Annotated in this window: 23 protein-coding genes; 10 read left to right on the top strand and 13 right to left on the bottom strand. The window is 40.5% G+C overall.

The features are described 5' to 3' along the window. The first annotated feature begins 59 nt into the window (after window positions 1–59). The 4 genes from Q763_RS04190 to Q763_RS04175 are packed head-to-tail and all read left to right on the top strand — an operon-like array spanning window position 60 to window position 4,357. Window positions 60–1,274, top strand: coding sequence for a serine hydrolase domain-containing protein (locus Q763_RS04190; RefSeq protein ID WP_035131545.1), 1,215 nt, complete (start codon window positions 60–62; stop codon window positions 1,272–1,274). 3 nt (window positions 1,275–1,277) lie between these two features. Beyond that, window positions 1,278–1,991, top strand: coding sequence for a 3'-5' exonuclease (locus Q763_RS04185; RefSeq protein ID WP_035131543.1), 714 nt, complete (start codon window positions 1,278–1,280; stop codon window positions 1,989–1,991). A 51-nt stretch (window positions 1,992–2,042) separates the two neighbouring features. Next, entirely contained in the window at window positions 2,043–3,731 is a 1,689-nt protein-coding gene (locus tag Q763_RS04180; protein WP_035131541.1) for an ABC transporter ATP-binding protein, read from the top strand. A 2-nt stretch (window positions 3,732–3,733) separates the two neighbouring features. Further along, the gene (locus Q763_RS04175; RefSeq protein ID WP_035131539.1) at window positions 3,734–4,357 is read left to right on the top strand and encodes a class I SAM-dependent methyltransferase; all 624 of its coding nucleotides are present in this window, start codon (window positions 3,734–3,736) and stop codon (window positions 4,355–4,357) included. 347 nt (window positions 4,358–4,704) lie between these two features. On the opposite strand, the gene Q763_RS04165 is transcribed toward Q763_RS04175, so the two are convergent. From Q763_RS04165 to Q763_RS04135, 7 genes are all read right to left on the bottom strand, one after another. Continuing rightward, on the bottom strand, window positions 4,705–5,364 hold the full coding sequence (locus tag Q763_RS04165) for a CoA transferase subunit B (RefSeq protein ID WP_035131535.1): 660 nt from the start codon (window positions 5,362–5,364) through the stop codon (window positions 4,705–4,707). Between the two features lie 2 nt (window positions 5,365–5,366). After that, a complete protein-coding gene (locus Q763_RS04160; protein ID WP_035131533.1) occupies window positions 5,367–6,068 on the bottom strand; it encodes a CoA transferase subunit A in 702 nt (233 codons plus the stop codon). A 71-nt stretch (window positions 6,069–6,139) separates the two neighbouring features. Continuing rightward, window positions 6,140–8,455, bottom strand: a complete 2,316-nt coding sequence (locus tag Q763_RS04155) for a penicillin-binding protein 1A (protein WP_035131531.1) — start codon at window positions 8,453–8,455, stop codon at window positions 6,140–6,142. A 10-nt stretch (window positions 8,456–8,465) separates the two neighbouring features. Continuing rightward, window positions 8,466–8,963, bottom strand: coding sequence for a gliding motility lipoprotein GldH (locus Q763_RS04150; RefSeq protein ID WP_035131530.1), 498 nt, complete (start codon window positions 8,961–8,963; stop codon window positions 8,466–8,468). Next, window positions 8,947–10,332, bottom strand: a complete 1,386-nt coding sequence (locus Q763_RS04145; RefSeq protein WP_035131528.1) for a PSP1 domain-containing protein — start codon at window positions 10,330–10,332, stop codon at window positions 8,947–8,949. Before Q763_RS04145 ends, Q763_RS04150 begins: the two co-directional genes overlap by 17 nt. Window positions 10,333–10,532: 200 nt before the next feature. Then, on the bottom strand, window positions 10,533–11,876 hold the full coding sequence (trhO, locus tag Q763_RS04140; RefSeq protein WP_035131526.1) for an oxygen-dependent tRNA uridine(34) hydroxylase TrhO: 1,344 nt from the start codon (window positions 11,874–11,876) through the stop codon (window positions 10,533–10,535). A gap of 118 nt (window positions 11,877–11,994) precedes the next feature. Beyond that, on the bottom strand, window positions 11,995–12,564 hold the full coding sequence (locus Q763_RS04135) for a hypothetical protein (RefSeq protein WP_035131524.1): 570 nt from the start codon (window positions 12,562–12,564) through the stop codon (window positions 11,995–11,997). A 145-nt stretch (window positions 12,565–12,709) separates the two neighbouring features. Here Q763_RS04135 and recA point away from each other — a divergent pair, with 145 nt between their 5' ends. From recA to Q763_RS04115, 4 genes are all read left to right on the top strand, one after another. Then, a complete protein-coding gene (gene recA, locus Q763_RS04130; protein ID WP_035131522.1) occupies window positions 12,710–13,714 on the top strand; it encodes a recombinase RecA in 1,005 nt (334 codons plus the stop codon). Window positions 13,715–13,817: 103 nt separating this feature from the next. After that, window positions 13,818–14,240 (top strand): hypothetical protein, encoded by a 423-nt coding sequence (locus Q763_RS04125; protein ID WP_157499312.1) that lies wholly within the window; start codon window positions 13,818–13,820, stop codon window positions 14,238–14,240. A 25-nt stretch (window positions 14,241–14,265) separates the two neighbouring features. Continuing rightward, on the top strand, window positions 14,266–14,814 hold the full coding sequence (locus Q763_RS04120; protein WP_035131519.1) for an RNA polymerase sigma factor: 549 nt from the start codon (window positions 14,266–14,268) through the stop codon (window positions 14,812–14,814). After that, on the top strand, window positions 14,811–16,670 hold the full coding sequence (locus tag Q763_RS04115; protein WP_035131517.1) for an outer membrane beta-barrel protein: 1,860 nt from the start codon (window positions 14,811–14,813) through the stop codon (window positions 16,668–16,670). Before Q763_RS04120 ends, Q763_RS04115 begins: the two co-directional genes overlap by 4 nt. Here the strand turns inward: Q763_RS04115 and Q763_RS04110 are convergent. Together Q763_RS04110 and Q763_RS04105 are read right to left on the bottom strand one after the other, a co-directional pair. Continuing rightward, window positions 16,667–17,803, bottom strand: coding sequence for a lycopene cyclase family protein (locus Q763_RS04110; protein ID WP_035131515.1), 1,137 nt, complete (start codon window positions 17,801–17,803; stop codon window positions 16,667–16,669). The two genes, Q763_RS04115 and Q763_RS04110, sit on opposite strands and share 4 nt — an antisense overlap. A gap of 65 nt (window positions 17,804–17,868) precedes the next feature. Then, window positions 17,869–20,223, bottom strand: coding sequence for a TonB-dependent receptor (locus Q763_RS04105; RefSeq protein ID WP_035131513.1), 2,355 nt, complete (start codon window positions 20,221–20,223; stop codon window positions 17,869–17,871). 87 nt (window positions 20,224–20,310) lie between these two features. Between Q763_RS04105 and Q763_RS04100 the strand changes: the two genes are divergently transcribed. After that, a complete protein-coding gene (locus Q763_RS04100) occupies window positions 20,311–20,964 on the top strand; it encodes a metal-dependent transcriptional regulator (RefSeq protein ID WP_035131511.1) in 654 nt (217 codons plus the stop codon). Between the two features lies 1 nt (window position 20,965). Continuing rightward, window positions 20,966–22,852, top strand: coding sequence for an Nramp family divalent metal transporter (locus tag Q763_RS04095; RefSeq protein WP_035131509.1), 1,887 nt, complete (start codon window positions 20,966–20,968; stop codon window positions 22,850–22,852). A gap of 39 nt (window positions 22,853–22,891) precedes the next feature. On the opposite strand, the gene Q763_RS17680 is transcribed toward Q763_RS04095, so the two are convergent. The 4 genes from Q763_RS17680 to Q763_RS04080 are packed head-to-tail and all read right to left on the bottom strand — an operon-like array spanning window position 22,892 to window position 26,206. Further along, window positions 22,892–23,020 carry a FeoB-associated Cys-rich membrane protein gene (locus tag Q763_RS17680; protein WP_084596003.1) on the bottom strand — a complete coding sequence of 43 codons (129 nt, stop codon included), beginning with the start codon at window positions 23,018–23,020 and terminating at the stop codon, window positions 22,892–22,894. 2 nt (window positions 23,021–23,022) lie between these two features. After that, entirely contained in the window at window positions 23,023–23,859 is an 837-nt protein-coding gene (locus Q763_RS04090; protein WP_035131507.1) for a hypothetical protein, read from the bottom strand. Window positions 23,860–23,861: 2 nt separating this feature from the next. Then, on the bottom strand, window positions 23,862–25,967 hold the full coding sequence (feoB, locus tag Q763_RS04085; RefSeq protein ID WP_035131506.1) for a ferrous iron transport protein B: 2,106 nt from the start codon (window positions 25,965–25,967) through the stop codon (window positions 23,862–23,864). Further along, window positions 25,967–26,206 (bottom strand): FeoA family protein, encoded by a 240-nt coding sequence (locus Q763_RS04080; protein ID WP_035131503.1) that lies wholly within the window; start codon window positions 26,204–26,206, stop codon window positions 25,967–25,969. The genes feoB and Q763_RS04080 overlap by 1 nt, the downstream gene beginning before the upstream one ends. Window positions 26,207–26,256 lie beyond the last annotated feature (50 nt).

The raw sequence follows: 26,256 nt of genomic DNA, 5'->3' as shown, positions 1-26,256 counted from the left end.
TGGTGCTATGGTAGCAAAAATTATGTAAATTCGTAACCATAGTCATTAAAACCAACCTAATGAGATTTCTTAAAAAATTCATTATATGGCTTGTTGTAGTCATTGCAGCCATAGTAGCATTACTATATATATTTAATGTAGATTATTTAATAAAAGCGGTAAGGGTAGTTTACCTTAACGGTAAAACCACCGCCTTTTTAGATGATTATGAGTACTTTGATAACCGTGTGGTGGAAAACGGTACAGGGCAACCCTGGGCAACCCACATAGATTATAACAAAGTTCCTGCAACCGAAAGACTGGAGGATACCCACCAAAAACTGGGGACGGTAGCCTACCTAATTATTAAAAACGACAGTATTTGGCATGAAAGCTATTACGACGGTTATGGTAAGGACTCCAAGACCAATTCGTTCTCCATGGCAAAAAGTATTGTTTCGGCAGCACTTTTTAAAGCCATTATGGAAGGAAAGATAAAAGGTGTTGACCAAAAGGTGTCTGATTTTTATCCTGAATATAAAGAAGGTTATGCCGCCGAACTTACTGTGGGCGACCTTTCGTCTATGGCTACAGGTTTGGACTGGGGTGAGCAGTACAGCAGTCCGTTTTCGGTAACTACCCGTGCCTACTTTGATGACAACCTTCCTAAAACGGTGCTTGATGTTAAAGTAACCCAGGAGCCGGGTAAAGAATTTGTGTATGTAAGTGGTGCAACCGAACTGCTGGCCATGGTGATTACCAAAGCTACGGGGCAAACACTGTCTGAATATGTGTCGGATAAATTCTGGAAACCTATGGGTGCAGAAAATCCTGCGTTATGGCAGCTTGATGAACCAAACGGAATTGAAAAAGCCTACTGTTGTTTTGCCAGTAATGCGCGTGATTTTGCCCGTTTTGGTAAACTGTTTCTGCATGAAGGGAACTGGAACGGTAACCAGATTATCGATTCGGCTTACGTGAACAAAATGGTAACACCGCGCTTCCCGCAGTCACCACAATACGGTTATGGTTGGTGGATAAACCAGTACCTAAATAAAAAAATGTATTACATGCGTGGACATTTGGGGCAGTTTGTAATTGTAGTACCACAGGATAATGTGATTATCGTACGCTTGGGGCATACAAAAGGATTACAAACAGCACAGGACCCACATAGTAACGACTTTTATGTGTATGTAGATGAGGCTTATAAAATGATGGGAATGCTTAAACCTGACGAGGGTAAAGGCAACAGCCTGCAAATGACTATGGAAGAAGCCCAAAAGGAGGAATAATTTATGATAGAGAGGATAAACCTTGAAAATATACTTTTTTTAGATATTGAAACCGTTCCTGAGGAAAGGCACTTTGGTTTGCTGGACGAGGAAACACAATCGCTGTTTGAACAAAAAACAGCTTACCAGCGTAAGGATGAATACACTCCCGAGGAATTTTATGACCGTGCCGGTATTTGGGCTGAGTTTGGTAAGATAGTTTGTCTTTCGGCGGGGTTCTTTACTTTTCGTGGTGACATAAGGCATTTTAGGGTTACTTCCTTTTTTGGGGAGGAAGATAAGATATTAAAGGATTTTAGTAACCTGTTAAACAATCATTTCAGTCAGCCACAACACATTATGTGCGGGCACAATGCTAAGGAGTTTGATTTTCCCTTTATAGCCCGAAGGATGATAATAAACGGAATCACCATCCCTAACAAACTGAACCTTTTTGGTAAAAAACCGTGGGAAGTACCACATTTGGATACCATGGAGTTGTGGAAGTTTGGTGATTATAAAAGTTTCACCTCATTAAAACTGCTTACCAAAGTATTGGGTATACCCTCTCCAAAAGGAGATATAGACGGTAGCCAGGTAGGCGAGGTGTATTATATAGAAAAAGATATAGACCGTATTGTAACCTACTGTGAAAAGGACGTTATTGCGGTAGCACAGATATTACTGCGTTTCCGTCGTGAGGACCTTTTAATAGAAGAGGAAATAATACACGTATAAAAGGTTACTTTTGTTACAAACCCATTTTTAGGAAACCTTTAATTTTACCACATGAGCGATAGCCTGCTAAATATAAACCATATTACAATCTCGGCCAGAAAAGAAGGACAATGGACGCCCATTGTGCACGACAGTACCTTTACATTGGAACAAAACGAGATACTGGGTATAGTGGGCGAGTCGGGTAGCGGTAAGTCGGTTACCTCACTGGCAGTGATGGGACTGCTGCCCAAAGGCATACTACAGGTAACACAGGGAAGTATTGCTTTTGAGGGCAGGGACATTTCGCAGTTAACCACACGTGAGATGAGGAATATAAGAGGTAATGATATAGCCATGATATTCCAGGAACCGATGAGTTCACTTAACCCGTCGCTTAAATGCGGTTATCAGGTAGAGGAAATATTCAAGGAACATACTTCACTCTCAAAAAGAGAAATTAAGGCTACGGTGCTTTCCCTTTTTGAAAAGGTAAAACTCCCAAACCCCGAAAAAATATACAACCGTTATCCGCACGAGATTTCGGGAGGGCAAAAGCAAAGGGTCATGATAGCTATGGCTATTGCCTGTAAGCCCAAAATACTTATTGCCGATGAGCCAACAACGGCGCTCGATGTTACCGTACAAAAAGAAATAATACTATTGCTTAAAGAGCTGCAACAGGAAACCAAAATGAGTATTATATTCATTTCGCACGACCTGTCGCTGGTATCTGAAATTGCCAATAGGGTACTGGTAATGTACAAAGGTAATATTGTGGAGCAGGGAGTAGCAACAGAGATATTTGAGAACCCGAAACATACCTACACTAAAGCGCTTATAAACTCGAGGCCATCGCTGGATGTACGCCTTAAAAGACTGCCTACCATTCAGGATTATCTTGAAGGGACAGTTGATAAAACCGAGGTGACTCCGCAACAGCGTACGGAAGAGCACGAAAAGCTATACAGCAAGCCACCATTACTAGAGGTAATTAATGTGGAAAAGGAATATGTATCATCATCCGGACTGTTTGGTCGTGATGTAAAATTCAAGGCGGTGAATAATGTAAGCTTTAAAATTTATGAAGGCGAAACATTGGGATTAGTGGGTGAGTCGGGTTGTGGTAAATCTACACTTGGTAATGCCATACTGCAACTGGATAAGGCCACTGCCGGAAGTATTCTCTATAAAGGACAGGATCTTACCAAACTCAGTGCATCTGCGATAAGGGAACTCCGCAAGGAAATACAAATTATATTTCAGGATCCTTATTCGTCCCTAAACCCAAGGATAACTGTGGGTAAAGCCATAATGGAACCTATGAAGGTACACGGGCTGTATAAAAATGATAGGGAACGAAGGGAAAAAACCATCGAAATACTTAAAAGGGTAGGACTGGGAGAAGAACATTTTAACCGTTATCCGCACGAGTTTTCGGGAGGGCAGCGTCAGCGAGTAGGCATTGCGCGTACCATTGCCCTGCAACCTAAACTGATTGTTTGTGACGAGTCGGTTTCCGCGCTCGATATTTCGGTGCAGGCACAGGTGCTTAACCTGTTAAACGAACTTAAAGAGAATTTCGGGTTTACCTATATTTTCATTTCACACGACCTTGCTGTGGTTAAATATATGAGCGACCAGGTACTGGTAATGAATAAAGGACAGATTGAGGAAATGAATGAGGCCGATGCCTTGTATGAACATCCGGAAAAGGAATACACTAAAAAGCTTATTGAAGCTATACCAAAAGGAAACTGATAATGACTACCGAATTTGACAGAAAGAAACACTGGGAAAATATATATACTACAAAACAGCTTAACGAGGTAAGCTGGTACCAGCCCAATCCCGAAACGGCTTTGGGTTATGTACAAAAATTCAATTTACCTAAGGACGCAAAGATTATTGACATAGGCGGAGGAGACAGCTTTTTTGCCGATGCGCTTTTGGAGTTGGGGTATACCAATATTACGGTTTTGGATATTTCTGAAGCCTCTTTAGAAAGAGCAAAGGAAAGATTAGGTGAGAATGCCGGTAAAGTGAACTGGATAGTAAGTGATATTACCGAATTTACCCCTGCCGAAAAATATGATTTTTGGTTTGATCGTGCCGCTTTTCATTTTCTGACCAATCATAATGATGTTGCTAATTATATTAGCAATGCTGTGAAAGCCATTGCTGATAATGGTATTGTAGTTATCGGGACTTTTTCGGAAAACGGACCTTTAAAATGCAGCGGTATCGAAATTAAGCAATACTCCAAAGAAGGTTTGGCTTCACGTTTTGAACCTTATTTTGATACTATAGAATGTATTAACCTGGATCATAAAACTCCGTTTGATACAATACAGAATTTCACCTTTTGCAGTTTCAGAAAGAAGTAATTCTTAGGACTCTGACACAAGATTTTAATTAGTATTCAATTTTATGATTTTGAAATTGAATTTCTTTAAATAATCTTGAGCCATGTAGGTCGTAAATACATTAGGAGAAGGGTCTAGTTCTTCATTATTGGCAAATACATTTGCATAAGATATTATTAATTTACAAGGATATATCTTATGGTTATATTCAACAGCCCACTTTCTTTCTTTTCTTTTAGAATCTATGATCTCACTATCTATACGTTTTATCGCTGATAGTATATGGTCTTTAGTGATGTTTTTAGGAATCATTGAATAAAAATTTAAACCCTACAACTTTAATAAAAACTGTAGGGCTATTTTAAATATTAGTCTATTACCATTTCAGGAATATCACCTTCAACAATCAGGGTTCCTTCGGTAGCGTTTTTAATATCTTCAACAGTTACGCCGGGAGCACGTTCCAATAGTTTAAAGCCTTCCGGTACTATTTCTAGAACAGCAAGCTCGGTAACAATTTTCTTAACGCAGCCTACACCGGTTAACGGTAGCGAACATCTTTTTAAAAGTTTAGATTCACCAGCTTTGTTAACATGCATCATGGCTACGATGATATTTTCGGCAGAAGCTACTAAGTCCATAGCACCACCCATACCTTTTACCATTTTACCCGGGATTTTCCAGTTGGCAATATCTCCGTTTTCAGCTACTTCCATAGCCCCTAAAATAGTAAGGTCTACGTGCTGGCCGCGGATCATACCAAAACTCATTGCCGAATCAAAAAATGAAGCGCCCGGTAATGTGGTTATGGTTTGTTTACCTGCATTGATAACATCGGCATCTTCCTCTCCCTCATACGGGAAAGGACCCATGCCCAGTACACCGTTTTCACTCTGGAATTCTACCGATATATCTTCCCTTACATAATTGGCAACAAGGGTTGGGATACCAATACCAAGGTTAACAAAGTATCCGTCTTTTACTTCTTTTGCTATTCTTTTAGCGATTTGCTCTTTACCTAATGCCATGATTAATTACGTTTTCTGGTTGTACGTTGCTCAATTCTTTTCTCGTATTTTTCTCCTTTAAAAATACGCTTCACAAATATTCCCGGAATATGTATTTGGTTAGGGTCAAGCTCACCTGCGGGAACCAGTTCTTCCACTTCGGCAACAGTTATTGTTGCTGCCCCTGCCATACAGGAGTTAAAGTTTCTGGCAGTGCCTTTAAAAATAAGGTTACCCGCTTCGTCACCTTTCCAGGCTTTTACTATAGCAAAATCGGCTTTATAGGCCTCTTCAAGAATATGCATTTTACCGTTAAACTCTCTCGCTTCTTTACCTTCTGCTACTTCGGTACCATATCCGGCAGGAGTATAGAATGCAGGGATACCTGCCTGCGCAGCACGGCATTTTTCTGCCAGTGTTCCCTGTGGAGTAAGTTCAACATCAAGCTCACCGCTTAACATTTGTCTTTCAAACTCGGCATTCTCACCCACATAAGAAGAAATCATTTTTTTGATTTGCTTTTTCTGTAGTAATAGTCCCAGACCAAAATCATCCACTCCGGCATTGTTTGAAATACAGGTTAGGTTAGTAGTGCCTTTTTTTACCAGTTCGGCAATACTGTTTTCAGGAATACCGCTAAGGCCAAAACCACCCAGCATTATAGTCATCCCGTCTTTTATATCGCGTAAAGCTTCCTCAACGTTTTGTACTTTTTTATTAATCATACAATGTATTTTAGTTTTGAGGGATAAATATATAAAAAAACGCCCTCTTGAAGGGCGTTTTTTTATGAGATTTAGAATTCGCTTAAATCTATTTGTTTTACTGCGGTGGAATCTACTTCTGTTTCTTTCTTCTCTTTACAGTCTACATCTATGGTTAGATTCTCCGGACGTTCAAAGTCTTTATCTGAAACAACAAGGTCAGCATTATTGTAACATTTTTTCATGTATAATGCCCATATTGGCAGTGCCATGGTAGCACCCTGACCGTATGTAATAGACCTAAAGTGGGCAGCGCGGTCGTCGTTACCTACCCAAACCCCTGTTGCTAAATCGGGTACCATACCGATAAACCAACCGTCCGACTGGTTTTGTGTTGTACCTGTTTTACCTGCAATAGGGTTAGAGAACTGGTACGGATGTCCTGTTATACGTTTATAAACCTCGGTGTTTATCTTACCAAATCGAAGCCTTCTACCAGATCCGCTTTGGGTAACACCTTCAAGAAGTTTAATAACCGTATAAGCAATATCTTTATTAAATACCTCTACCGGTTTTGCTACCGGCTGGTAAAGTACCACTCCGTTTTTATCTTCAATACGAGTAATTACTATTGGTTTGATGTATAGTCCCTGATTTGCAAAAGTACTGTAGGCAGCAACCATTTCGCTTACGGTAACATCTACGGCACCCAATGCAATAGCAGGCTGTTCAGGGATGTTTGATGTAATACCCAGACGATGGGTAAGATCTACCACTGTTTTTGGACCTACACGTTCCATAAGTTTTGCCGAAGCCGTGTTTACAGAGTTTGCAAGTGCTTCACTATACGGAATCATACCTCTGTATTTTCCGTCAGAGTTTCTTGGGCTCCAGGGTTGCTCAATACCAAACTTACCTTTTGGCATGGTATAAGGCGAATCATTAATAGAGTCACAAGGCGATATGTGCAACTGCTCTATAGCTGTAGCATATACAAATGGTTTGAAGGTAGAACCTACCTGTCTTGCTCCCTGCGCTACGTGGTCGTACTGAAAGTATTTATAATCTATACCGCCTACCCATGCCATAACATGGCCGGTTTGTGGTCTCATAGACATCATACCGGTTTGAAGGAAGTTTTTGTAATACCTTATGGAATCCATAGGAGTCATAATGGTATCTTTCTCGCCTTTCCATGTAAAAATCCTCATTTTGGTTTTTACATCAAATGACTTGCGTATTTCTTCATCGCTTTTCTCTTCGGCCTTCATCATTCTCCAGCGGTCAGAGTTTTTTGCGGCCCTTTCCATTATCCTTTTTGTCTCTTCCTGAGAGATGTTTCTAAAAGGAGCGTTTTTATTGTTTTTGTTATCAATAAAAAACTGTTCCTGCAGGTTGGCAAGGTGTTCCTGTACTGCTTCCTCAGCATACTTTTGCATGCGGGAGTCAATGGTTACATATATCTTTAAACCGTCTTTGTAAATGTTATATTCGGTTCCGTCTTCTTTAGGATTATCCTTTACCCATTTACCCATAAATTCCCTTAGGTATTCACGGAAGTAAGTAGCAATACCTTCGTTATGCGTTTCCGGGCTATAGTGTAGTTCAATTGGTTTAGCCTGTAATGCTTTTTTCTCCTCCTCGGTAATAAAATCGTTTTTTGCTAACTGATGGAAAACAATGTCTCTTCTGTATTTAGATCGGTCAGGATGTGATTTAGGATTAAATCGGGAAGGGTTGGTAAGCATACCTACAATTACAGCCGACTCTTCTACTGTAAGGTTTTTAGGTTCTTTACCAAAATATATTTTTGCAGCCGAACGTATACCTACGGCCTGATTAACAAAATCTACCGTGTTAAGGTACATGGCAAGAATTTCGTCTTTAGTATATTGTTTTTCCAGTCGGGTAGCAATAACCCATTCTTTTGCTTTCTGGATTATCCTCATGATAAGGTTTTTGGAACCTTCTCCATGAAAAAGGTTTTTGGCAAGCTGTTGGGTAATAGTACTGGCACCACCATCACGTCCTAAAAACACAACGGCTCTCATAGTACCCCTGGCATCAATGCCCGAGTGATCGTAGTAACGCTCATCCTCTGTTGAGGTTAATGCATCAACAAGATTTTGTGGCAAATCGGCAAACTTTACCGGAGTACGGTTTTGGGTGTAGAATTTACCCAGTGTTTCACCATCTGAAGAAATAATCTCGGTAGCAACGTTAGACTCCGGATTTTCCAGCTCCTCGAAGGTAGGCATGTGACCAAACAGCCCCCACGAAGCAAAAAGGAAAAAGAATACAGCCATCAGTACCCCAACGATGTATATCTTCCAGAATGTTTTAATGTACTTGGAGAAATTTTCCGGTTGCTTACTGTTATTTGCAGCACCCTTTTTATTTGTTGCCATAACTATTTTTTTATTCTTCTTTAGATTCTATCCTGAAACCCACTTCGGTAATACCTTCCAGTTCCTCTACACCAGGTATGCTGCCCGCTTTTCTAACCGCCTGCTCAATGCTCACGGTGTAGTTACCGGCCTTAGGGAAATTATAATCTCCATCAAAGCCCTTGTACCAAAGCTTACTTTCCTTAACATCAGAGAAACCTTTACCCATAAGCGAACCGTCTGGGTTTGCCATCATGTATTCCAGCGTATCGGTAACCGTAACACCGTTTGGTTGTTCCAGGTTTACAATAAGGAATATATTATTAAACGGGTAATTGTTGTTGTTTCTTATGTTAACAAACATATTGTAAGGAGAAACGGTATCGTTTTGCTCAAACTGAAACGAAACGATACTGTCTTTATTCCATGTGCCGTTAAAGGCCTTGTAGTCGTCAAATACGCGCTTTTTGTCGCAAGATGCGGTAAGGAAAAGCAGTCCTAAGGCTATAAGGCTATTTCTTATCAGCATTTTTATTATCAGATGATGGTTTATTATTGTTGTTGTTAGAAGGTTTTTTCCTCCTGTTATTATTACCTCCCTGTTTGTTGTTTGGCCTGTTACCCCCCTCTTTAGGAGCGCCGCCTCCCTGTTGTTTGTTAGCAGGTTTATTATTGCCGCCGTTACCGTTGTTACGGTTTTGGTTAGGTTTAGCTGCTTTAGCAGGCTTTTCTGTTGCCGGAGCGTCAGCCGTAACCTTTTTCTTTTTGGAAGAAGGTCTTTTCTTTTTGTTTTTCGGTTTGTCAAAACGCGTAAGACTGTCCTGACCCACCACATTCTGGAAGCTTTTCTCAATACTATCCTCGCTTGTAGTGTCTGGCTCAACAGCATAATCTTCTAGCGCGGCAATACGCTTGTGTTCCTTATTAAGGTCTACAATTTCCTTAACCTGATCGGCACTAATAACATGCCAGTGTGCCATATTGTTAGTATAGGCAAACCACATAAGTCCTTTAAAAATGTCTACCTTCTGGCAAATAGCATCACCTTTTTCGGTATACAGCTTAGTGTCAAGATCCGGTAGCTCTTTAAGTGCATCAAGATAAGTGTCCAGCTCGTAGTTAAGGCAGCATTTAAGCTTACCACACTGCCCGGCCAGTTTTTGCGGATTTAACGAAAGCTGCTGGTAACGCGCTGCAGAAGTGTTTACACTCCTAAAGTCGGTTAACCATGTAGAGCAGCAAAGTTCCCTACCGCAGGAACCGATACCTCCAAGCCTTGCTGCTTCCTGACGGAAACCAACCTGCTTCATCTCGATCCTGATACCAAACTCCCTCGCATAATCTTTAATTAGCTGACGGAAGTCCACACGGTCGTTAGCGGTATAGTAGAACGTAGCTTTAGAACCGTCGCCCTGAAACTCGATATCTGATATCTTCATTTCAAGATTAAGCTTAATAGCCAGCTCGCGGGCAATAACCTTCATAGGTTCTTCCCTGTTGCGTACTTCGCTCCATATATCAATATCCTTTTGGGTTGCTTTGCGGTATATTTTAAGTACCTCCCCGTTAGGATCTACATTCTTTTTTCTCATTTGTACCTTAACCAGTTCTCCGGTTAGGGTTACAATGCCTATATCGTGACCCGGCGAAGCTTCGGTAGCGACAATGTCGCCCATGCTTAGCGTAAGTTTATCGTTATTTCTGTAAAAGTCTTTTCTTCCGTTTTTAAAGCGAACCTCCACACAGTTAAATACCTCTTCACCACCCGGTAGGCTCATATTAGAAAGCCAGTCAAAAACACTAAGTTTGTTACAACTGTCCGTCCCGCAAGTCCCATTATTTTTACATCCTTTGGGCGTTCCGTCTTTGGAGCCCGTAGAACAGTTTGTACATGCCATAATTTCTAAAATATATATTGATCGCGGATGAAACCGCTACTGATTCTTAAATGATTTTGTGTGTAAAGATAGTATTTTTAACCTAATATTTCGTGAATGTAATCATAAAGCGCAAAGCCTGTTGTGAAGCCTGATTATCAGTGCCTGCAATAAAAAAGCCCGCACATTGTGCAGGCTTTTATATGTATTTGGTATATGTTTTATTCTGTTACCTTAAACAGCTTGTCTGAAAGGCGTATCCTGAACGGAACCTCAAAGGTAATTCTGTCACCTTTTACCGCAGTATTACCCTCTTTACCGTTAACAAACATTTTGTTTAAAACCAGTTCCTGCTCCCCTGTGCTAGGGCCAACAATCATGATTTTATCTCCGGTGTTAAGTTCGTGGTTCTCTATGGTAAACTGAGCGATAGACGCTTTTGTGAAGTAGTGGTCTCCCTTACCTACAAGTACTTTTCTTACCTTTTTAACCGTTTTTGCCTTAGCAAGCGGTGTGCTGGTTACGGCATCGCCGGTTTTCTTATAAGTCAGTTTCTCTGATTTTCCTTTTTTGAAGATCATGTTACCGTTCATAATACCGCGGCGAAGTGCTTTTTGCTCCTCTTCCGGCATGTGTATTACTTCTTGGCAGGCTTCGCTACAGCAGTTTTCGCTGGCAGCCTTACACTCGTCACACTGAATAAACAGCAGGTGGCACGCTTCGTTAGCACAGTTGGTGTGGTTGTCACACGGTTTACCGCACTGGTGGCACTGCGATACAATGTCATCGGTAATACGCTCGCCCAAACGGTGGTCAAATACAAAGTTTTTACCTATGAATTTGCTTTCTATACCTTCGGCTTTTACCTGACGGGTGTACTCAATAATACCGCCTTCAAGCTGGTATACGTTTTTAAACCCTTTGTGCTTAAAGAAAGCACTTGCCTTTTCACAACGGATACCCCCTGTACAGTACATTAACAGGTTTTTATCGTCTTTATGCTCGGCTAACTGGTTTTCTATAATTGGCAGGGATTCCCTAAAAGTATCAACATCGGGCTTAATAGCGCCAACAAAGTGACCTATTTCGCTCTCGTAGTGGTTACGCATATCCACCACTATGGTGTTAGGGTCGCTAAGCATGGAGTTAAACTCGTTTGCTTTAAGGTGTACCCCTTTATTGGTTACGTCAAAAGTATCATCGTTAAGGCCATCGGCAACAATCTTACTACGCACTTTGATGGTAAGTTTCAGGAACGAAAGGTCGTCCTGCTCTACCGCTACATTTAGCCTAATGCCTTTCATGAAAGGATAGGTTTCTATAAAGTCCTTAAACTCATAAAAATTATCGGCAGGAAGCGAAAGCTGGGCGTTAATACCCTCTTTAGCCACGTATATCCTACCTAAAACCTCCAGTTGGTTCCAGGCCTTAAACAGGTCGTCTCTAAATTGTTGCGGATCTTGAATGTGCGCGTAAGCGTAGAAAGACAGCGTAAGGCGCTGCTTGCCCGATTGCTCTATAAGCTCGGCTCTTTCTTCGGCGCTTAAAGTGTTGAACAGTTGCATGCTATACAAAAATTTAAGTTTCAGAAAGTTATGTGATATCTATGTATCTATATTCCCGGCTCTAAATGGAAGAACCGGGCGGCAAAGATAGGGAAAATCAGTTAATTGGCAAATTATGCTATTTTTTGAGCGAATTAAGTGAATCAAGTATGTTTTTTACACTTGGAAGGTTTTCAAGATGTGGTTTTACTTTATTCTCTAGTTCAGTAAAACTTGAAGTTCCGTTTAATACTTTTAATGAATATTCTAAAGGATATAAGGTGATTAAAGCCCCGTCTTTATCAAATTTTAAGTTCATGCCACGCAAAGGCGTTTCTGTTTCAGTGTCCTGATAGAGCTCAAAACCGTATTGTTCATTCATGTAACGGCTAAAATTAACAGCTAAAAAAAATAAGATTTCTTTATCTTCCAGTTTGAGACCCTGGCAGTAAAAATGAAACCCTAATCCTTCGTTAACGGCTTTGTCTAAATTTTCGGGGTAATAAATTGGAACATTGGCAGGTTCAATATGCATATCAATGAAGTAGCCTTTAACCATTTTCATCGAGCCCTCTATAATCTCTTCCTCTATTGTATGTTTTAAATATCTTTTTTCGAAATACTCATCAGTCATTATCTCTTTAGGGAATACTGGTTTTTTTTCATCATTTTTTTTATTGGAAGAAAATATTTTTTTAAAGAAGCTCATAATATAGGGTGTGATTTAAGTTTTGCTAAATGTACAAAAAAAAGTCTAACATTTTTAAAAGAAAATTTTCATATAAGATTTTTTTCTATTAATATTGCTACGACAAAAAAAAGCACTAATTTTACTGGAAATTAATAAGCAAAACATGAGCGGAGATAAAGAAGCCAAATTAAAGGCACTGCAGCTAACGCTGGATAAACTGGACAAGGCATACGGTAAAGGTACGGTAATGAAACTGGGCGACCAGGCCGTAGAGGAAGTGGAGGTTATCCCTTCGGGATCGCTGGGTGTAGACCTTGCCCTTGGGGTAAACGGGTACCCGCGCGGAAGGATAATAGAGATATACGGTCCGGAATCATCAGGTAAAACAACCCTTACCCTGCACGCTATTGCCGAAGCGCAAAAAGCCGGTGGTATTGCTGCGTTTGTGGATGCCGAGCATGCTTTTGACCGTCATTATGCCGAAAAATTAGGAGTAGATATTGAGAACCTTATCATATCACAGCCGGACAACGGGGAGCAGGCACTGGAAATTGCCGAAAACCTTATCCGTTCGGGTGCTATTGATATTGTGGTAATTGACTCGGTTGCGGCACTTACGCCAAAAAGTGAGATTGAAGGAGAGATGGGAGATTCAAAAATGGGTCTGCATGCACGTCTTATGTCACAGGCGTTACGTAAGCTAACCGCTACCATTAGTAAAACACACTGTACGGTATTCTTTATTAACCAGCTGCGTGAAAAAATCGGAGTTATGTTTGGTAACCCTGAAACCACTACGGGTGGTAACGCACTTAAGTTTTATGCTTCGGTAAGGCTGGACATTCGTCGTTCGTCACAAATTAAAGACGGGGAGAATGTAATAGGTAACCGCACTAAAGTTAAGGTTGTGAAAAACAAAGTGGCACCACCGTTTAAAACTGCCGAGTTCGACATTATGTATGGCGAAGGGGTAAGCAAAACGGGTGAGATACTGGATCTTGCGGTTGAGTTTGACATCGTTAAGAAATCAGGTTCGTGGTTTAGCTATGGCGACACCAAACTGGGGCAGGGAAGGGATGCTGTGAAGTCCCTGATTAAGGATAATCCGGAACTCGCCGATGAGCTTGAAGAGAAAATAAAAGAGGCAATTAAAGCAAGTGTTGCCTAAATAAAGTTAAAAACCCGAATTTTTTCGGGTTTTTTTTATGTTTAAACGCAACCTTTTGTGCATTTTAGCATCATATTTGTATAATAGAATTGAAAAGGTTTTTATGAGAAAGCTGGTTTTGTTTTTTGTTGCTTTATTTTTAATCACTTCATGCTCAATGGACGAGGATAATCCGCAGTTCCATGTGCAGTTTGTACCTGCCGTGGAAGTAACTATGCCGGAATACTTTGTGCATGGGGAAACCTATGAGATAAACGTAAAGTACAAAAGGCCTACAGACTGTTATTTTTATGATGGGTTCTATTATAGTCAGGATGGTAATGCGCTTGTAATAGCCGTGCAAACACTGGTTATTGAAGATGCCAATTGTGAAAGCCTTGAAAGTTTAGACCCTGAAGAGGCCTCATTTACGTTTTCATGCAATCCTGATTATAACGGAACTTCGTACCTGTTTAAGTTTTATACAGGTAAAAATGCCGACGGACATAACACCTACATGGAGATGGAGGTACCGATAGCACAGTAGTAATAATTGCTAAAATATAAACCTATTGGGGCTTGAGCAGATAATACAGGATTGCCAAAACAACAGTATTAAGGCACAGGAGCAGCTTTACAGGCTTTTTGCCTCAAAGCTGTTTGCAGTATGTCTTAAATACTCGCGCAATTATGAGGATGCTCAGGATAATTTGCAGGACGGGTTTCTGCTTATATTTAAAAAAATAGGCCAATACCGCTTTCAGGGCTCATTTGAGGGATGGGCAAAAAGGGTAATGGTAAACAACGTTCTTCAAAAATACAGGACAGAAGGTGTTGTAGAACTGGTTAACGAAAACATTCCTGACGAGGAAGACAGCCTGGAGATTGAAGATGATTCGGTATCCATGGATTTTCTCCTTTCAATAATACAGCAGTTGCCCGACCGGTACAGGATGGTTTTTAACCTATACGTGACAGACGGTTTTTCGCATAAAGAAATAGCAGAGATGCTCAGTATTACAGTGGGAACCTCTAAATCAAACCTTGCCAGGGCAAGAATAATATTGAAGGAAAAAATTGAAGCTCACAAGAGCGGGACTAAAGCACAGTCGGCAAAATGAGTGAAAAGAAACACATAGACAGATTATTTCAGGAGAAGTTTAAAGACTTTGAGGTAGCTCCGCCCGACGAGCTATGGGGAAAAATTGAAGCCGAACTTCAGCCTGAGAAAAAGAAAAGAAGGGTTATACCTATCTGGTTCAGGATGGGTGGTGTTGCTGCTGCCCTTATAATAGGTATGCTGCTTACGCTTCCGTTATTTACCGGAGGGGATAAAGATGGTAATGGTATTGATACTAATACCAACAAAGTTGTATTAGACGGCGCCAAACAAAATAAACAGGATAATAACAATAATAGCATAGTGCCTGCCACCGATGCTGAAAATGCTGTTGTTACCACAAGTGATGCCACTGATAATACTACGCTAAACCAGAACGGGCAAAATGGTTTTGGTTCTCAAAACAATACGGCTACCGGACAACAGAGGGGCAGTGATTTAAACCCTACAAATAGTAACAATAGCCTTATTAATACCGATAATCCTGTAATTACCAACAGGAGTAACAGTCGTAATAATGCTGTTGCTTATGATGATAACACAGCAAACAAAGCTGGTAATAATACAAATCAGACTTTAAACACTGATAAATCAGGGAACATCACTAACCGTAATGCGATTATTACAGAGAACGGTATGCCTGCCACTCAGCAGGGTGCTAACCGTACTGTTGCACAACACAACAACAATAGCAGGACTTCAGGTTCGGGTAATGATATTGGAGGTGTTTCTCCTTCAAACCAGGAGAGGAATAATGGTAACCTGACCGATACTAATGGTATTATCAATAGCGGTAATGATACCGAAGTTGCGGCTAATAATGAAACACAAAATCAGCAAAATACTAGTGGTATTGTATCGGGTAGCGATACAAACGGAAATACTGTTGGCAGAGAAAATAATCTTATAAATACCCAACAGGGTGAAGATTTACTGAACAATCAGATAAATGCACAAAACAGCGAGTTGGCAGATGCTACTGATGAAACAGATACAACTGCAGTTGCTGCCGAAACGGAAAACGAACTGGATAAAATACTTCGTGAACAACAGGAAGGTAAAGATGAGGATGAAGCTATAGCCGATGCGGTTAAAAACTACAAATGGAACATTAAGCCACAGGTAGCACCGTTATTTTATAGCTCCATGTCTCAGGGTTCGCCTATCGATGCGCAGTTTGCCTCAAACAGTAAAAACTATGATGCCGATATGAGTTATGGTGTAGGTATTGACTATGCTATTACCGACAGGCTTTCGGTACGTTCGGGGATTAATACGGTAAATCTTAGCTACGCTACAAATGATGTAGCCTATTATGCTTCTATGGATGGAGGTACTAATAATATTGCAGCAGCAGGAAGGGCTGCTAACATTGTGGTACAAAGCCAGAATGTAGCGCCTAATAACGGAGATGTACAGGGTGTTATTGCTAGTGGTCCGGGTGCGGGTACATCAATTACATTTGCATCCAATATTTTCTCTAACCAAAGTTTTGAAGGACAAATGGTACAGAAAATGGGTTACATAGAGGTGCCGCTTGAGATGTCATACAAATTATTGAAAAGCAAGTTTGGAATTAACCTAATAGGTGGATTCAGTACGCTTTTCCTTAACGATAATAACGTGAGTGTTATATCCAATCAGGGGTATAGTACTGAGGTTGGTGAAGCAAGTAATGTAAACAGTGTAAACTTTAGTACTAACTTAGGAGTAGGGTTTAAGTATAATTTCTGGAATTCGTTTGAAGCCAGCTTTGAGCCAACATTTAAATATCAGGTAAATACCTTTAGCGGAAGCTCGGGTAACTTCAAGCCTTATTTTATAGGGCTGTACTCGGGTATCAGCTTTAAATTCTAAAATATATTTCTGAGGAGGGCCTTTACAAAAAGGCCCTTCGGGCATGTAGCAATTACCATCAGCTCTTCACTAAGGGAGGTTTCCTCATCCAGAAACTTAAATATAAGTGAGGCTTTCCCTTTTTTAAACATAGCCGAAAATATACTACTGCCCTTTTCATTGTTGCGGTACAGTATATCCAGTAACAGTAAATCATAAAACCAAAAACGGTTCTTTTTATAAAATTTCCTGAAATCGTTTTCTTTTTCCAGAAAAGCAATTAGTTCCTCTGTTTTCTTATCGGTATTCTTAAAGGTATAGCCCGTGCTGGCTTTGGTCCATCCTCCGGCGCTGCCTATATTCAATATGTTTTTGGTATTGTTTTTCCAAAACGGATAAGACGTCATAGGGATACAGCCTTTTTCGGTTTCGGTAATTTCATAATCGGTAATACCAAGGCAGGTAAGGTATTCCTCTATAGCTGTATCATATTCCTCCTCCGGTAAAAGATGTTCAGAGAACAGGGTGTATTCCAGTAAGGCTGTAGTAGGGGAGCTGGGTAGTACATACATAAACCTTGTGTTACCCTTTTGCGGAATACTAAAATCCATAAACGTTGCTTTACTATCGTCAAAAAAAGGAGTTTTTGTTTTTATAAACCAGCCTTTAAAATGTTGCTGTAAAACCGGATATTTTCCTTTTGCTGCGGTTTCAGGACTGTAAATACTATTAAACAGTTTGTCGCAGGTGTAGTTTTCTGTTTCTGTATTTACCTGTACATGGGTATCGTGATCGGTAAAGTCAATAACCTTTTGCTGTACAATAGTTATGTTGCTAAGATCAGTTAGTTTAGAAAGTATATGGCTGTAAAAGTCAATCCCTTTTACCATTTTGTATTTATAACTCCCAAAATCCAATTCCTTTTTAAAATTACTGCCATGAAACCACGCACTGTCCCATTGCTTGCTTACAATGGTATTCCATTTGCCGTTTCCGTTTTCCCAAAAACACCAGGTGCGGTCGTTGTGCTGTTTACTGCTACTGTCTAAAAGTAAAATAGGTTTATCGGTTAGCGTTCCTGCCTGTGCCATTTTATAAACGGTCATGAGGGCAGAAAGTCCGTTTCCGGCAAAAATGTAATGGTAATGTTTCATAAAAAGGCTTATCACGATAAAAGTATGAATTTATCCTGATAAGCCCTGAATGTTATTTGGAGGAATTATAACAGATTGGTCCCTATTTTAAGGCCAACAAATATGGTTCTTGGTCGGCCCGGGCCATAAATGTAACTGGCATCACGGTTGGTGCCAAGGTCAAAATCCTTTTGGTAGGCGTTGAATATGTTTTGTATACCGGCACTCGCCTGTAGCTGAAAGCCGTCCTGCAAATCAAAAGTATAGGAGCTTTTCCAGCTTACCTCAAAGAAATCTTTTGATTTGTACAGTTCATCACTGGCAATATATCCGGCATAATGGGGTACATACATGCTTCCGGTATATACTGTTGTAAGGTTGTTTTGGAAATGTTTTACCGGGGCGTAAGTAGCAATCATGTTACCGTAAAAGTTTGGGGAACGGAAGAAATTTTTATTAGTATTGTTTGCTGTATCGCTCCAGTCTACCGCTTTTTCATACATGGCTTTTTGAAGGGTTACCCCTGCCTGAAACTGCCATTGCTCGTGCGGAGCCAGTTTACCTTCAAGGTTTATACCATATACATTTGCCCCGGCACCGTTTCGTTTTTCCCAAATGGTTTCCTCTACTTGTTCCAGTATAAAGGGGTTGTTCAGTCGGGTGTAGAATAATTCAAAAGTAGCACCTGCTTCAAGATGCTCGGTAACTTTACTCCAGTCAAGAGAGGTGAGAAAGCTGTGTGATGTTTCCGATTTCAGACCGTCTGAGAGTCTGATAAGACTAACTTCTCCTGCAGCGATACGGGCGTGAATATCCTCTGAGAAAACCTGTGGAGCCCTAAAGCCTTTGGCGTAGCTCGTACGCCATTGCAGGTTTTTTTTAATATCATATAATATATTAACACGCGGGTTTATAATCACATCTTCCTGAGCTGCATTATGGAAGTCGGCACGTAAACCTCCCAGTAACTTTAGCCTTTTATTTACCTGCCATTCTTCCTGAGCATAAATACCCAGTATGTTTAGCTGCTGATCTACAAAAGCATTATACCCTGGTTTACGGTCGGTCATGTGTTCACTTTTATATTCAGCACCTGTGGTAAAAGTACCCCTTCCGCCTAAAAAGCCCGGTTGGGTATGTATCCACTGTCCCCCGGTAATATAAGTGGTTACCTGAGTGTTTCCAAAACCTCGAATACTTTCCTCATAATCTATATTTCCGAATGCATCATCTACCCTTCCACCATAAAAATTTTCATTTTTTGATTGCTGTGCATTGGCATATAGAGAGAAACTGTTATCCAAGTTTTCGTTAGTAAATTCGTAAGTTAGCCCGCAACCTGTCATTTTAGAACGTATCTGTTCAGTAATATCCGACTGGAAAGGCTGTAGGTCTAACTCATTACCCCCACGCCTAAACTCATTAATGGTGTGGAAATCTATGGTAAGCTTTCTACGATTGAGGTAACGGTGAAAGGCTTTAAAACCAAACGTTCGGTTTTCCATACGGGTAATTTCGGTAAAGCCGTCATCATTGGCATCATATGGATTCCTATCGCGTAACATCCCGAAAAACTGCAGGCCAAGTGTAAGGTCTTCATTAAGCACGGTTCCGTTAAGTGATAAAGCCTTATCGGGTTGTTTGCCATCTATAAGCCCGAAGTGGCTGTTTACTTCGAAGTTATTCTCTACGGGGTCTTTAGTTATAATGTTTATAGTGCCTGCAATAGCATTAGAGCCGTATAGTGCCGAACCGCCACCACGTACTACCTCAATGCGTTCAATCATATTAGCAGGAATCTGATCCAGTCCGTAAATGCCGTTAAGTGCCGAAAATACAGGGCGGCTGTCCAGTAATATCTGGGAATAGGCTCCGTCCAGCCCGTTCATTCGTACCTGACTGAAACCACAGTTTTGGCAATTGGTTTCCATACGTAGTCCGGGTTGGAAATTCAATCCTTCCGAAAGGCTTATCGATTCGGTTTTCTGTAATATTGCTGAGTTGGTAACCGTAACAATAACGGGTGCTTCCTGTCGTCTTTGCTGTGTTCGGCTGGCGGTAATCACTACCTGATCCAGGTTAAGGGACGAGCTTTCCACGTCCACATTCAACACAGTATCAGTATTAGCGGTTATACTAATGTTTCTCTCTTTGGTTTTATATCCTACAGATGACACTATTATAGTGTAATTCCCTTCCGGTAGTTTAAAGCTGTATTTACCATTTTCATCGGCAGAGATGCCATATCCGGTTTCCTTTACATGAACACTGGCAAAAGGCAGGGGATTTCCTTTTTCGGTTATTTGTCCTTTAACAGTGCCTGTTCCCTGAGTTTTTACAACAGGAGTGCTAACCTTACCTTGGGGCAAAGCACTTGCTTCTTCCTGTGCCCAGGAAAAAAAACAGGATAGTATTAAGGAAGAGTAAATTAATTTTTTCATTTAACAAATTATATTTTTAGGCAAAACTAAAAATGTTTTTCAACATAACAAATTAATTATTTATATTTGTTTAATAATTAACATGTAATGACATATTCTGAAGAAAACTACCTTAAGGTTATTTACCATTTATCTACTGGAAATAGCAAGGGTATTACTACCAATGCCATCGCTAATGAAATGGAGAGTAAGCCGTCTTCGGTGACCGATATGGTAAAGAAGCTTGCCGAAAAGGAGCTGGTGGCCTATAAGAAATACCAAGGGGTTTCGCTAACTGAAAAGGGGAGGCAGCATGCCGTAATGATTGTAAGAAAACACAGGCTATGGGAAGTATTCCTTGTTGATAAGCTTGACTTTTCATGGGACGAGGTGCATGATGTTGCCGAGCAGCTGGAGCATATAAAATCAGAGAAACTTATTGATAAGCTTGACGAGTTCTTGGACTTTCCAACAGAAGATCCGCATGGTGACCCTATACCCGACCGTAACGGTAAGATAGCCAAGATGGAAAAACAACTGTTAAGTGAAACCAGCCTTAATACTAAAGTGATTTGTGTAGGCGTTAAAGACAGTTCTTCTTCTTTTCTTCAATATCTGGATAAGCAGCAAATAGCATTGGGATCGGCTATAGAGATTGTATCCCGCGAACATTTTGACCAGTCACTTAGCTTAAAAGTGAACGACAAACCGCTTAGTGTTTCTAATAAAATTGCGGCCAACCTGTTTGTAAAACCGTTGTAGTATGACAAAAAACAGCCACTCCCTGGAGGAAGTACACGAGTCGGTAAATATTGTACAGAATACTTCTGTATGGAAAAAGATACTAGCCTTTTTTGGTCCGGCTTATATGATAAGCGTGGGGTATATGGACCCGGGCAACTGGGCGACCGATATTGCCGGTGGTAGTCAGTTTGGTTACAAACTGCTTTGGGTACTGCTTATGTCAAACATCATGGCACTGCTTTTACAAAGCCTTAGTGCGAGGCTAGGGATTGTTAGCCGTAGGGATTTGGCACAGGCATCGAGGGAAACCTATCCTAAAGGAGTCAATTATATATTATACGGACTTGCCGAAATAGCCATAGCGGCCTGCGATCTTGCTGAAGTACTCGGTATGGCTATAGGTTTACAGTTGTTGTTTGATATTCCGTTATTATGGGGGGTAAGCATTACCATGCTGGATACTTTCCTATTACTCTTCCTTTTAAATAAAGGAATTAAAAAAATGGAGGCGTTTATTATAGCGCTTATCGGTATTATAGGGTTTTCTTTTTTGGCAGAGATGTTTTTTGCTAAGCCCGAAATGGGTGAGGTAGTGAAGGGGCTCGTACCTTCCATTCCTAACAGTGCTGCACTGTATATTGCCATAGGTATTATAGGGGCAACGGTTATGCCGCATAACCTGTACCTGCATTCGTCATTAGTGCAGACCCGAAAGTTTGACCGTTCGTTTAAAGGAATAAAACAGGCGCTTCGTTATAATTTTATTGATTCGGTTATAGCACTTAACCTTGCATTTTTTGTAAATGCAGCCATACTTATACTCGCTGCTGCTACCTTTTTTAACAGCGGTATGCATGAGGTGGCCGATATTCAGGATGCCCATCAATTGCTTGCTCCGTTACTAGGGACTGACTGGGCGTCGGTACTGTTTGCCCTGGCACTTATTGCTGCGGGTCAGAGCTCCACCATTACCGGTACGCTTGCCGGACAGATTGTTATGGAGGGCTACCTTAGCCTTAGGATACAGCCTTGGGTAAGGCGTATTGTTACCCGCCTGCTGGCTATAGTACCCGCTTTTATTGCCATAGTATATTTGGGAGAAGAGGCAACAGGAGAACTTCTTTTACTTAGTCAGGTAGTGCTTAGCCTCCAGCTTGGGTTTGCCATTATACCGCTTATCCATTTTGTAAGCGATAAAAAGAAAATGAACGAGTTTGCTATTGGACCGTTTACCAAAATTGCTTCGTGGATAATTGCGCTGGTAATTGTGGCGCTTAATGCCAAACTAGTTTATGATGAGATAGGATCTTGGGTAGAGTCGTCAGAACATCCTGTGTATATATGGTTGCTTGTAGTGCCTTTAGCTGTTGGAGCTGCCATATTATTACTATATATTATTTTCAGGCCGTTAATCCATAAAAAAGACAAACACGAAAAACTGGTTCCGCATATTGATGAAATTATCGTTAATGAGGAGAATGGTGTTAAGGAGTATAAGAGTATTGCACTGGCACTTGATTTTTCCAGAACTGATACCCGTGCCATATCCAGCGCACTGCAAATGGGTGGTAAGGATGCCGAATATACCCTAATCCATATAGTGGAAACGGTGGGGGCTATGATGTATGGCGATCAGGCGCATGACTATGAAACCTCAAGCGATAAGGATTACCTTAAAGCCTACAAAAAAAGCCTTGAGGAAAAAGGCTATAAGGTTAAAACCGAACTGAGCTTTGGTAGCCCTAAACGACAAATTCCGGCTATTATCAATAAGGAAGGATCACATTATGATATCCTGATACTGGGAGCTCACGGGCACAACTGGATTAAGGACATTATATTTGGAACTACTGTAGATGCTGTAAGGCATAAGGTTAAGATACCGGTACTTATTATTAAAGATTAAACCGTATTATGCTTAAAAAAGAATGGCTCCATATAAAGTTTAATGGCAACCACAATCGTCACTGCCGCAACTGCCTGATTTCTTTTTCTTTTTAAAAAAGAATTTCTTTACCAAAAAGGCTGCTGCCCCGGCAACGAGTATATATACTATTATATCCTGTATATCCATAATTACAAATAAATGCCACCGCCTACGGTTGCAAAGTTATAATTGGGTGAAGCAATATCAAGGTGCTCAAAGCCTACGCTTATAAAGTAGTTTTTGCGGTGAAAACGTCCTTCAATTTCGAAGGCATGTACCGGTTTGTTGTTAATAAATGACCATTTGGCTCCTGCGAGGAAGCTTACATTCTTTTTACTGAAATATTCCGCATTGGCACCAAACGAAAAACCAAACTTGTTTACATCGTTAGCTATGTATGAGGCTCCTATTGTCCATCCTAAATTAAAACGTCTTAAACGTATCCTGTCGTATCCCAAATTAAAATAGAACAGCGAAAGGTTGTCTGACGTGTTTTCCTGAAATTCAAACAACTGGTAATAGTCGGCTTTCACATAAAAGTAATGAAAAGGTCTTAATTTGGCCTCCAGGTGATTACCAAACAGGTTACCGTTGTTGTAAAGAAACTTATCTTTAAGGTCAAACCTGAAATTATTTATATTTCCGTTATCATGCAAACCGGCATTAAAATAATTACCGTGTTCAGGCAGGTAGTACGGATACTCCGTTTGTTCAAAGTGTAAATGATCTTCAACGCCATAATGCCCTATAATGGCTATGCCTGCAGTAAAGGCGACAGCTTTTCCCATAAGTCCTAAAAACAGGAAACCGATTCCTTCGTCTCCTGAAGACGACGAAGACGAGCTTGTTGTTTTTTGCTGACCGGTACCGGCATTAGAACTTTCCTTTTCGTTTAATTCACTTTTTGATTTGTTCAGTTTATCCTGAGAGTATCCTCCCGCAACGATCAGTAAGGTGCAGCAATACGCTAATATTGTTTTTTTCATCGTTATTTTAAAAGCTGGTAGGCTACTAACGATACTATGTAGGCAAAGGTACTCATGCCAAACAGTTGTATTAGGGGCCATTTCCAGGAGTTGGTTTCTTTTTTTGTTATTGCCAGTGTGCTAATGCACTGCATGGCAAAAGCATAGAACAATAGCAATGACACTCCTGTGGCAAAATTAAATACCTTATCTCCTGTTACCGGATTAATCTCGGCATCCATTCGCTGCTTAATAGTAGCTTCATCATCACTGCTGCTTCCTATGTTGTATATGGTTGCAAGTGTACCTACAAATACTTCCCTTGCAGCAAAAGATGATACAATAGCTATGCCAATTTTCCAATCATAACCCAAAGGTCTTATAACAGGTTCAATAGTTTGTCCTATTATACCTATATAAGAGTTTTCTAACTGATAAGCAGCAACTTCGTTATCAATCTCATCTTGGGAAAGATTCATGTATTGGGGCTGTTGTGTTATATAAGCCTCGGCATTTTTAAAGTTATCGCCCGGCCCGTGTGAGCCTAAAAACCATATTATTATAGATAGTGCAAGGATAATTTTACCGGCACCAAATACAAATGCTTTTGTTTTCTCTATAACGTTAATGGCAACATTTTTAAACAAAGGCATTTTATAGTTCGGCATTTCGGCTACAAAAAAGCTTTTATACCTTGTTTTGAGAATTTTGTTAAGAAGATATGCTGAAAGTATGGCTCCGCCGAAACCTAAAAGATATAACAACATAAGAGTTAATCCCTGAAGGTTAAAAAAGCCCAGTGCCATACGGTTAGGTATGATTAGCGAAATAAGGATAGTATATACAGGCAGTCTTGCCGAGCAGGTAGTGAACGGTGTAACCAGTATGGTAATAAGCCTTTCGCGCCAGTTCTCTATATTCCTTGCCGCCATAATAGCAGGGATGGCACAGGCCGTACCTGAGATTAACGGAACAATACTTTTTCCGCTAAGACCAAAGCGCTTCATTATCTTGTCCATAAGGAATACCACGCGGCTCATGTAACCACTCTCTTCCAGTAATGATATAAACAGGAAAAGGAAAGCAATTTGCGGAATGAAAATTACCACACCGCCTATACCCGGTACAATACCATTTGCAATAAGCTCTGTAAGCTTACCGGGCGGTAATGATTTTGAAGCCCACGAGCTAAGTTTGGTAAAACTCTCATCAATAAAATCCATCGGGATGGCAGACCACGCGAAGATAGACTGGAATATAAGCATAAGGATACAGAAGAAAATAATGTACCCAAATACTTTATGCGTAAGCAGCCTGTCCAGTTTTGCCCTAAGGTCTTTTGCCTTAGAGGAATCTACTGTAAGTCCGCTTTTCAATACATCGTTTATAAACTGGTAGCGCTTAATGGTCTCCTTTTGCTGAAGCCTTTTAAGTTCTGACTTGGTTTTGGTAAACGAGCTGTTTTGTATTTCGTTTCTTTCCAGTGCGCCAAAATTCACATCCTGTGTAATAACCAACCATAGCTTGTACAGCAACTGGTTTGGGAAAGCATTCCTTAGTTTATTAAAATACTCAGGATCTATGCTCGATGCGTTAAGGCACGGTTCTGTAGAAAGGTTTTTGTAATCCAGTATAAGTTTTTTAAGGGCATCAATACCAATTCCTTTACGGGAACTAACCAGTGCTATTTTGGTATTAAGGTGCTCTTCAAGATAAGGGATATCAAGGCTAATCCCTTTACGGTCCATCCTGTCGGCCATATTAACCACCAGTATGGTAGGGATTTCAAGATCTTTAATTTGGGTAAACAGCAGCAGATTACGTTTTAGGTTTTCCACATCGGTTACCACTACGGCCACATCGGGGAAATCCTTATCGTTACGGTTAAGCAGCAGTTCTATAACAACGTTCTCGTCAATAGAACTGGCATTAAGGCTGTATGTTCCCGGTAAATCTATAACGGTACCTTTAATGTTTCCGGGTAATTTTACCGATCCCTGCTTTCGCTCTACAGTAATACCGGGGTAGTTACCTACCTGCTGGTTGAGTCCTGTGAGTTGGTTGAAAACAGACGTTTTTCCGGTATTGGGATTACCAATTAAAGCTATCTTTATAGTAGGGGCTGCCATTAAATAGTATCAGTTATTATTTCGACATCAATTTCTTCGGCAGTTTCCATGCGAATTGCCACATGGCTGTCGTTCACATTGATGTAGATTGGATCGCCCAAAGGGGCAATTTGTAAAAGCTCTACAACATTGCCGGGAAGGCACCCCATTTCAAGTAACTTTAACGGGATGGCATCGATATTAAAATCGGTTATAATGGCCTTTTGTCCTTTTTTTAGCCCTGCAAGTGAAGTTTTCAAAGCTTATTTAGAATAAATTAAGACTGCAAAATTATGAATTAATATTCAAA

Source organism: Flavobacterium beibuense F44-8, assembly GCF_000769915.1.
Classification (GTDB): Bacteria; Bacteroidota; Bacteroidia; order Flavobacteriales; family Flavobacteriaceae; genus Flavobacterium; species Flavobacterium beibuense.
The sequence above is the reverse complement of the archived record's forward strand: the minus strand, read 5'-3'. Positions and strand labels throughout refer to the sequence as shown.

What these genes read in the sequence shown, in the direction of transcription:
- Q763_RS04190 (WP_035131545.1), top strand. Translation starts at nt 60, where the DNA reads ATGAGATTTCTTAAAAAATTCATTATATGGCTTGTTGTAGTCATTGCA.
- Q763_RS04185 (WP_035131543.1), top strand. Translation starts at nt 1,278, where the DNA reads ATGATAGAGAGGATAAACCTTGAAAATATACTTTTTTTAGATATTGAA.
- Q763_RS04180 (WP_035131541.1), top strand. Translation starts at nt 2,043, where the DNA reads ATGAGCGATAGCCTGCTAAATATAAACCATATTACAATCTCGGCCAGA.
- Q763_RS04175 (WP_035131539.1), top strand. Translation starts at nt 3,734, where the DNA reads ATGACTACCGAATTTGACAGAAAGAAACACTGGGAAAATATATATACT.
- Q763_RS04165 (WP_035131535.1), bottom strand. Translation starts at nt 5,364, where the DNA reads ATGGCATTAGGTAAAGAGCAAATCGCTAAAAGAATAGCAAAAGAAGTA.
- Q763_RS04160 (WP_035131533.1), bottom strand. Translation starts at nt 6,068, where the DNA reads ATGATTAATAAAAAAGTACAAAACGTTGAGGAAGCTTTACGCGATATA.
- Q763_RS04155 (WP_035131531.1), bottom strand. Translation starts at nt 8,455, where the DNA reads ATGGCAACAAATAAAAAGGGTGCTGCAAATAACAGTAAGCAACCGGAA.
- Q763_RS04150 (WP_035131530.1), bottom strand. Translation starts at nt 8,963, where the DNA reads ATGCTGATAAGAAATAGCCTTATAGCCTTAGGACTGCTTTTCCTTACC.
- Q763_RS04145 (WP_035131528.1), bottom strand. Translation starts at nt 10,332, where the DNA reads ATGGCATGTACAAACTGTTCTACGGGCTCCAAAGACGGAACGCCCAAA.
- trhO (WP_035131526.1), bottom strand. Translation starts at nt 11,876, where the DNA reads ATGCAACTGTTCAACACTTTAAGCGCCGAAGAAAGAGCCGAGCTTATA.
- Q763_RS04135 (WP_035131524.1), bottom strand. Translation starts at nt 12,564, where the DNA reads ATGAGCTTCTTTAAAAAAATATTTTCTTCCAATAAAAAAAATGATGAA.
- recA (WP_035131522.1), top strand. Translation starts at nt 12,710, where the DNA reads ATGAGCGGAGATAAAGAAGCCAAATTAAAGGCACTGCAGCTAACGCTG.
- Q763_RS04125 (WP_157499312.1), top strand. Translation starts at nt 13,818, where the DNA reads ATGAGAAAGCTGGTTTTGTTTTTTGTTGCTTTATTTTTAATCACTTCA.
- Q763_RS04115 (WP_035131517.1), top strand. Translation starts at nt 14,811, where the DNA reads ATGAGTGAAAAGAAACACATAGACAGATTATTTCAGGAGAAGTTTAAA.
- Q763_RS04110 (WP_035131515.1), bottom strand. Translation starts at nt 17,803, where the DNA reads ATGAAACATTACCATTACATTTTTGCCGGAAACGGACTTTCTGCCCTC.
- Q763_RS04105 (WP_035131513.1), bottom strand. Translation starts at nt 20,223, where the DNA reads ATGAAAAAATTAATTTACTCTTCCTTAATACTATCCTGTTTTTTTTCC.
- Q763_RS04100 (WP_035131511.1), top strand. Translation starts at nt 20,311, where the DNA reads ATGACATATTCTGAAGAAAACTACCTTAAGGTTATTTACCATTTATCT.
- Q763_RS04095 (WP_035131509.1), top strand. Translation starts at nt 20,966, where the DNA reads ATGACAAAAAACAGCCACTCCCTGGAGGAAGTACACGAGTCGGTAAAT.
- Q763_RS17680 (WP_084596003.1), bottom strand. Translation starts at nt 23,020, where the DNA reads ATGGATATACAGGATATAATAGTATATATACTCGTTGCCGGGGCAGCA.
- Q763_RS04090 (WP_035131507.1), bottom strand. Translation starts at nt 23,859, where the DNA reads ATGAAAAAAACAATATTAGCGTATTGCTGCACCTTACTGATCGTTGCG.
- feoB (WP_035131506.1), bottom strand. Translation starts at nt 25,967, where the DNA reads ATGGCAGCCCCTACTATAAAGATAGCTTTAATTGGTAATCCCAATACC.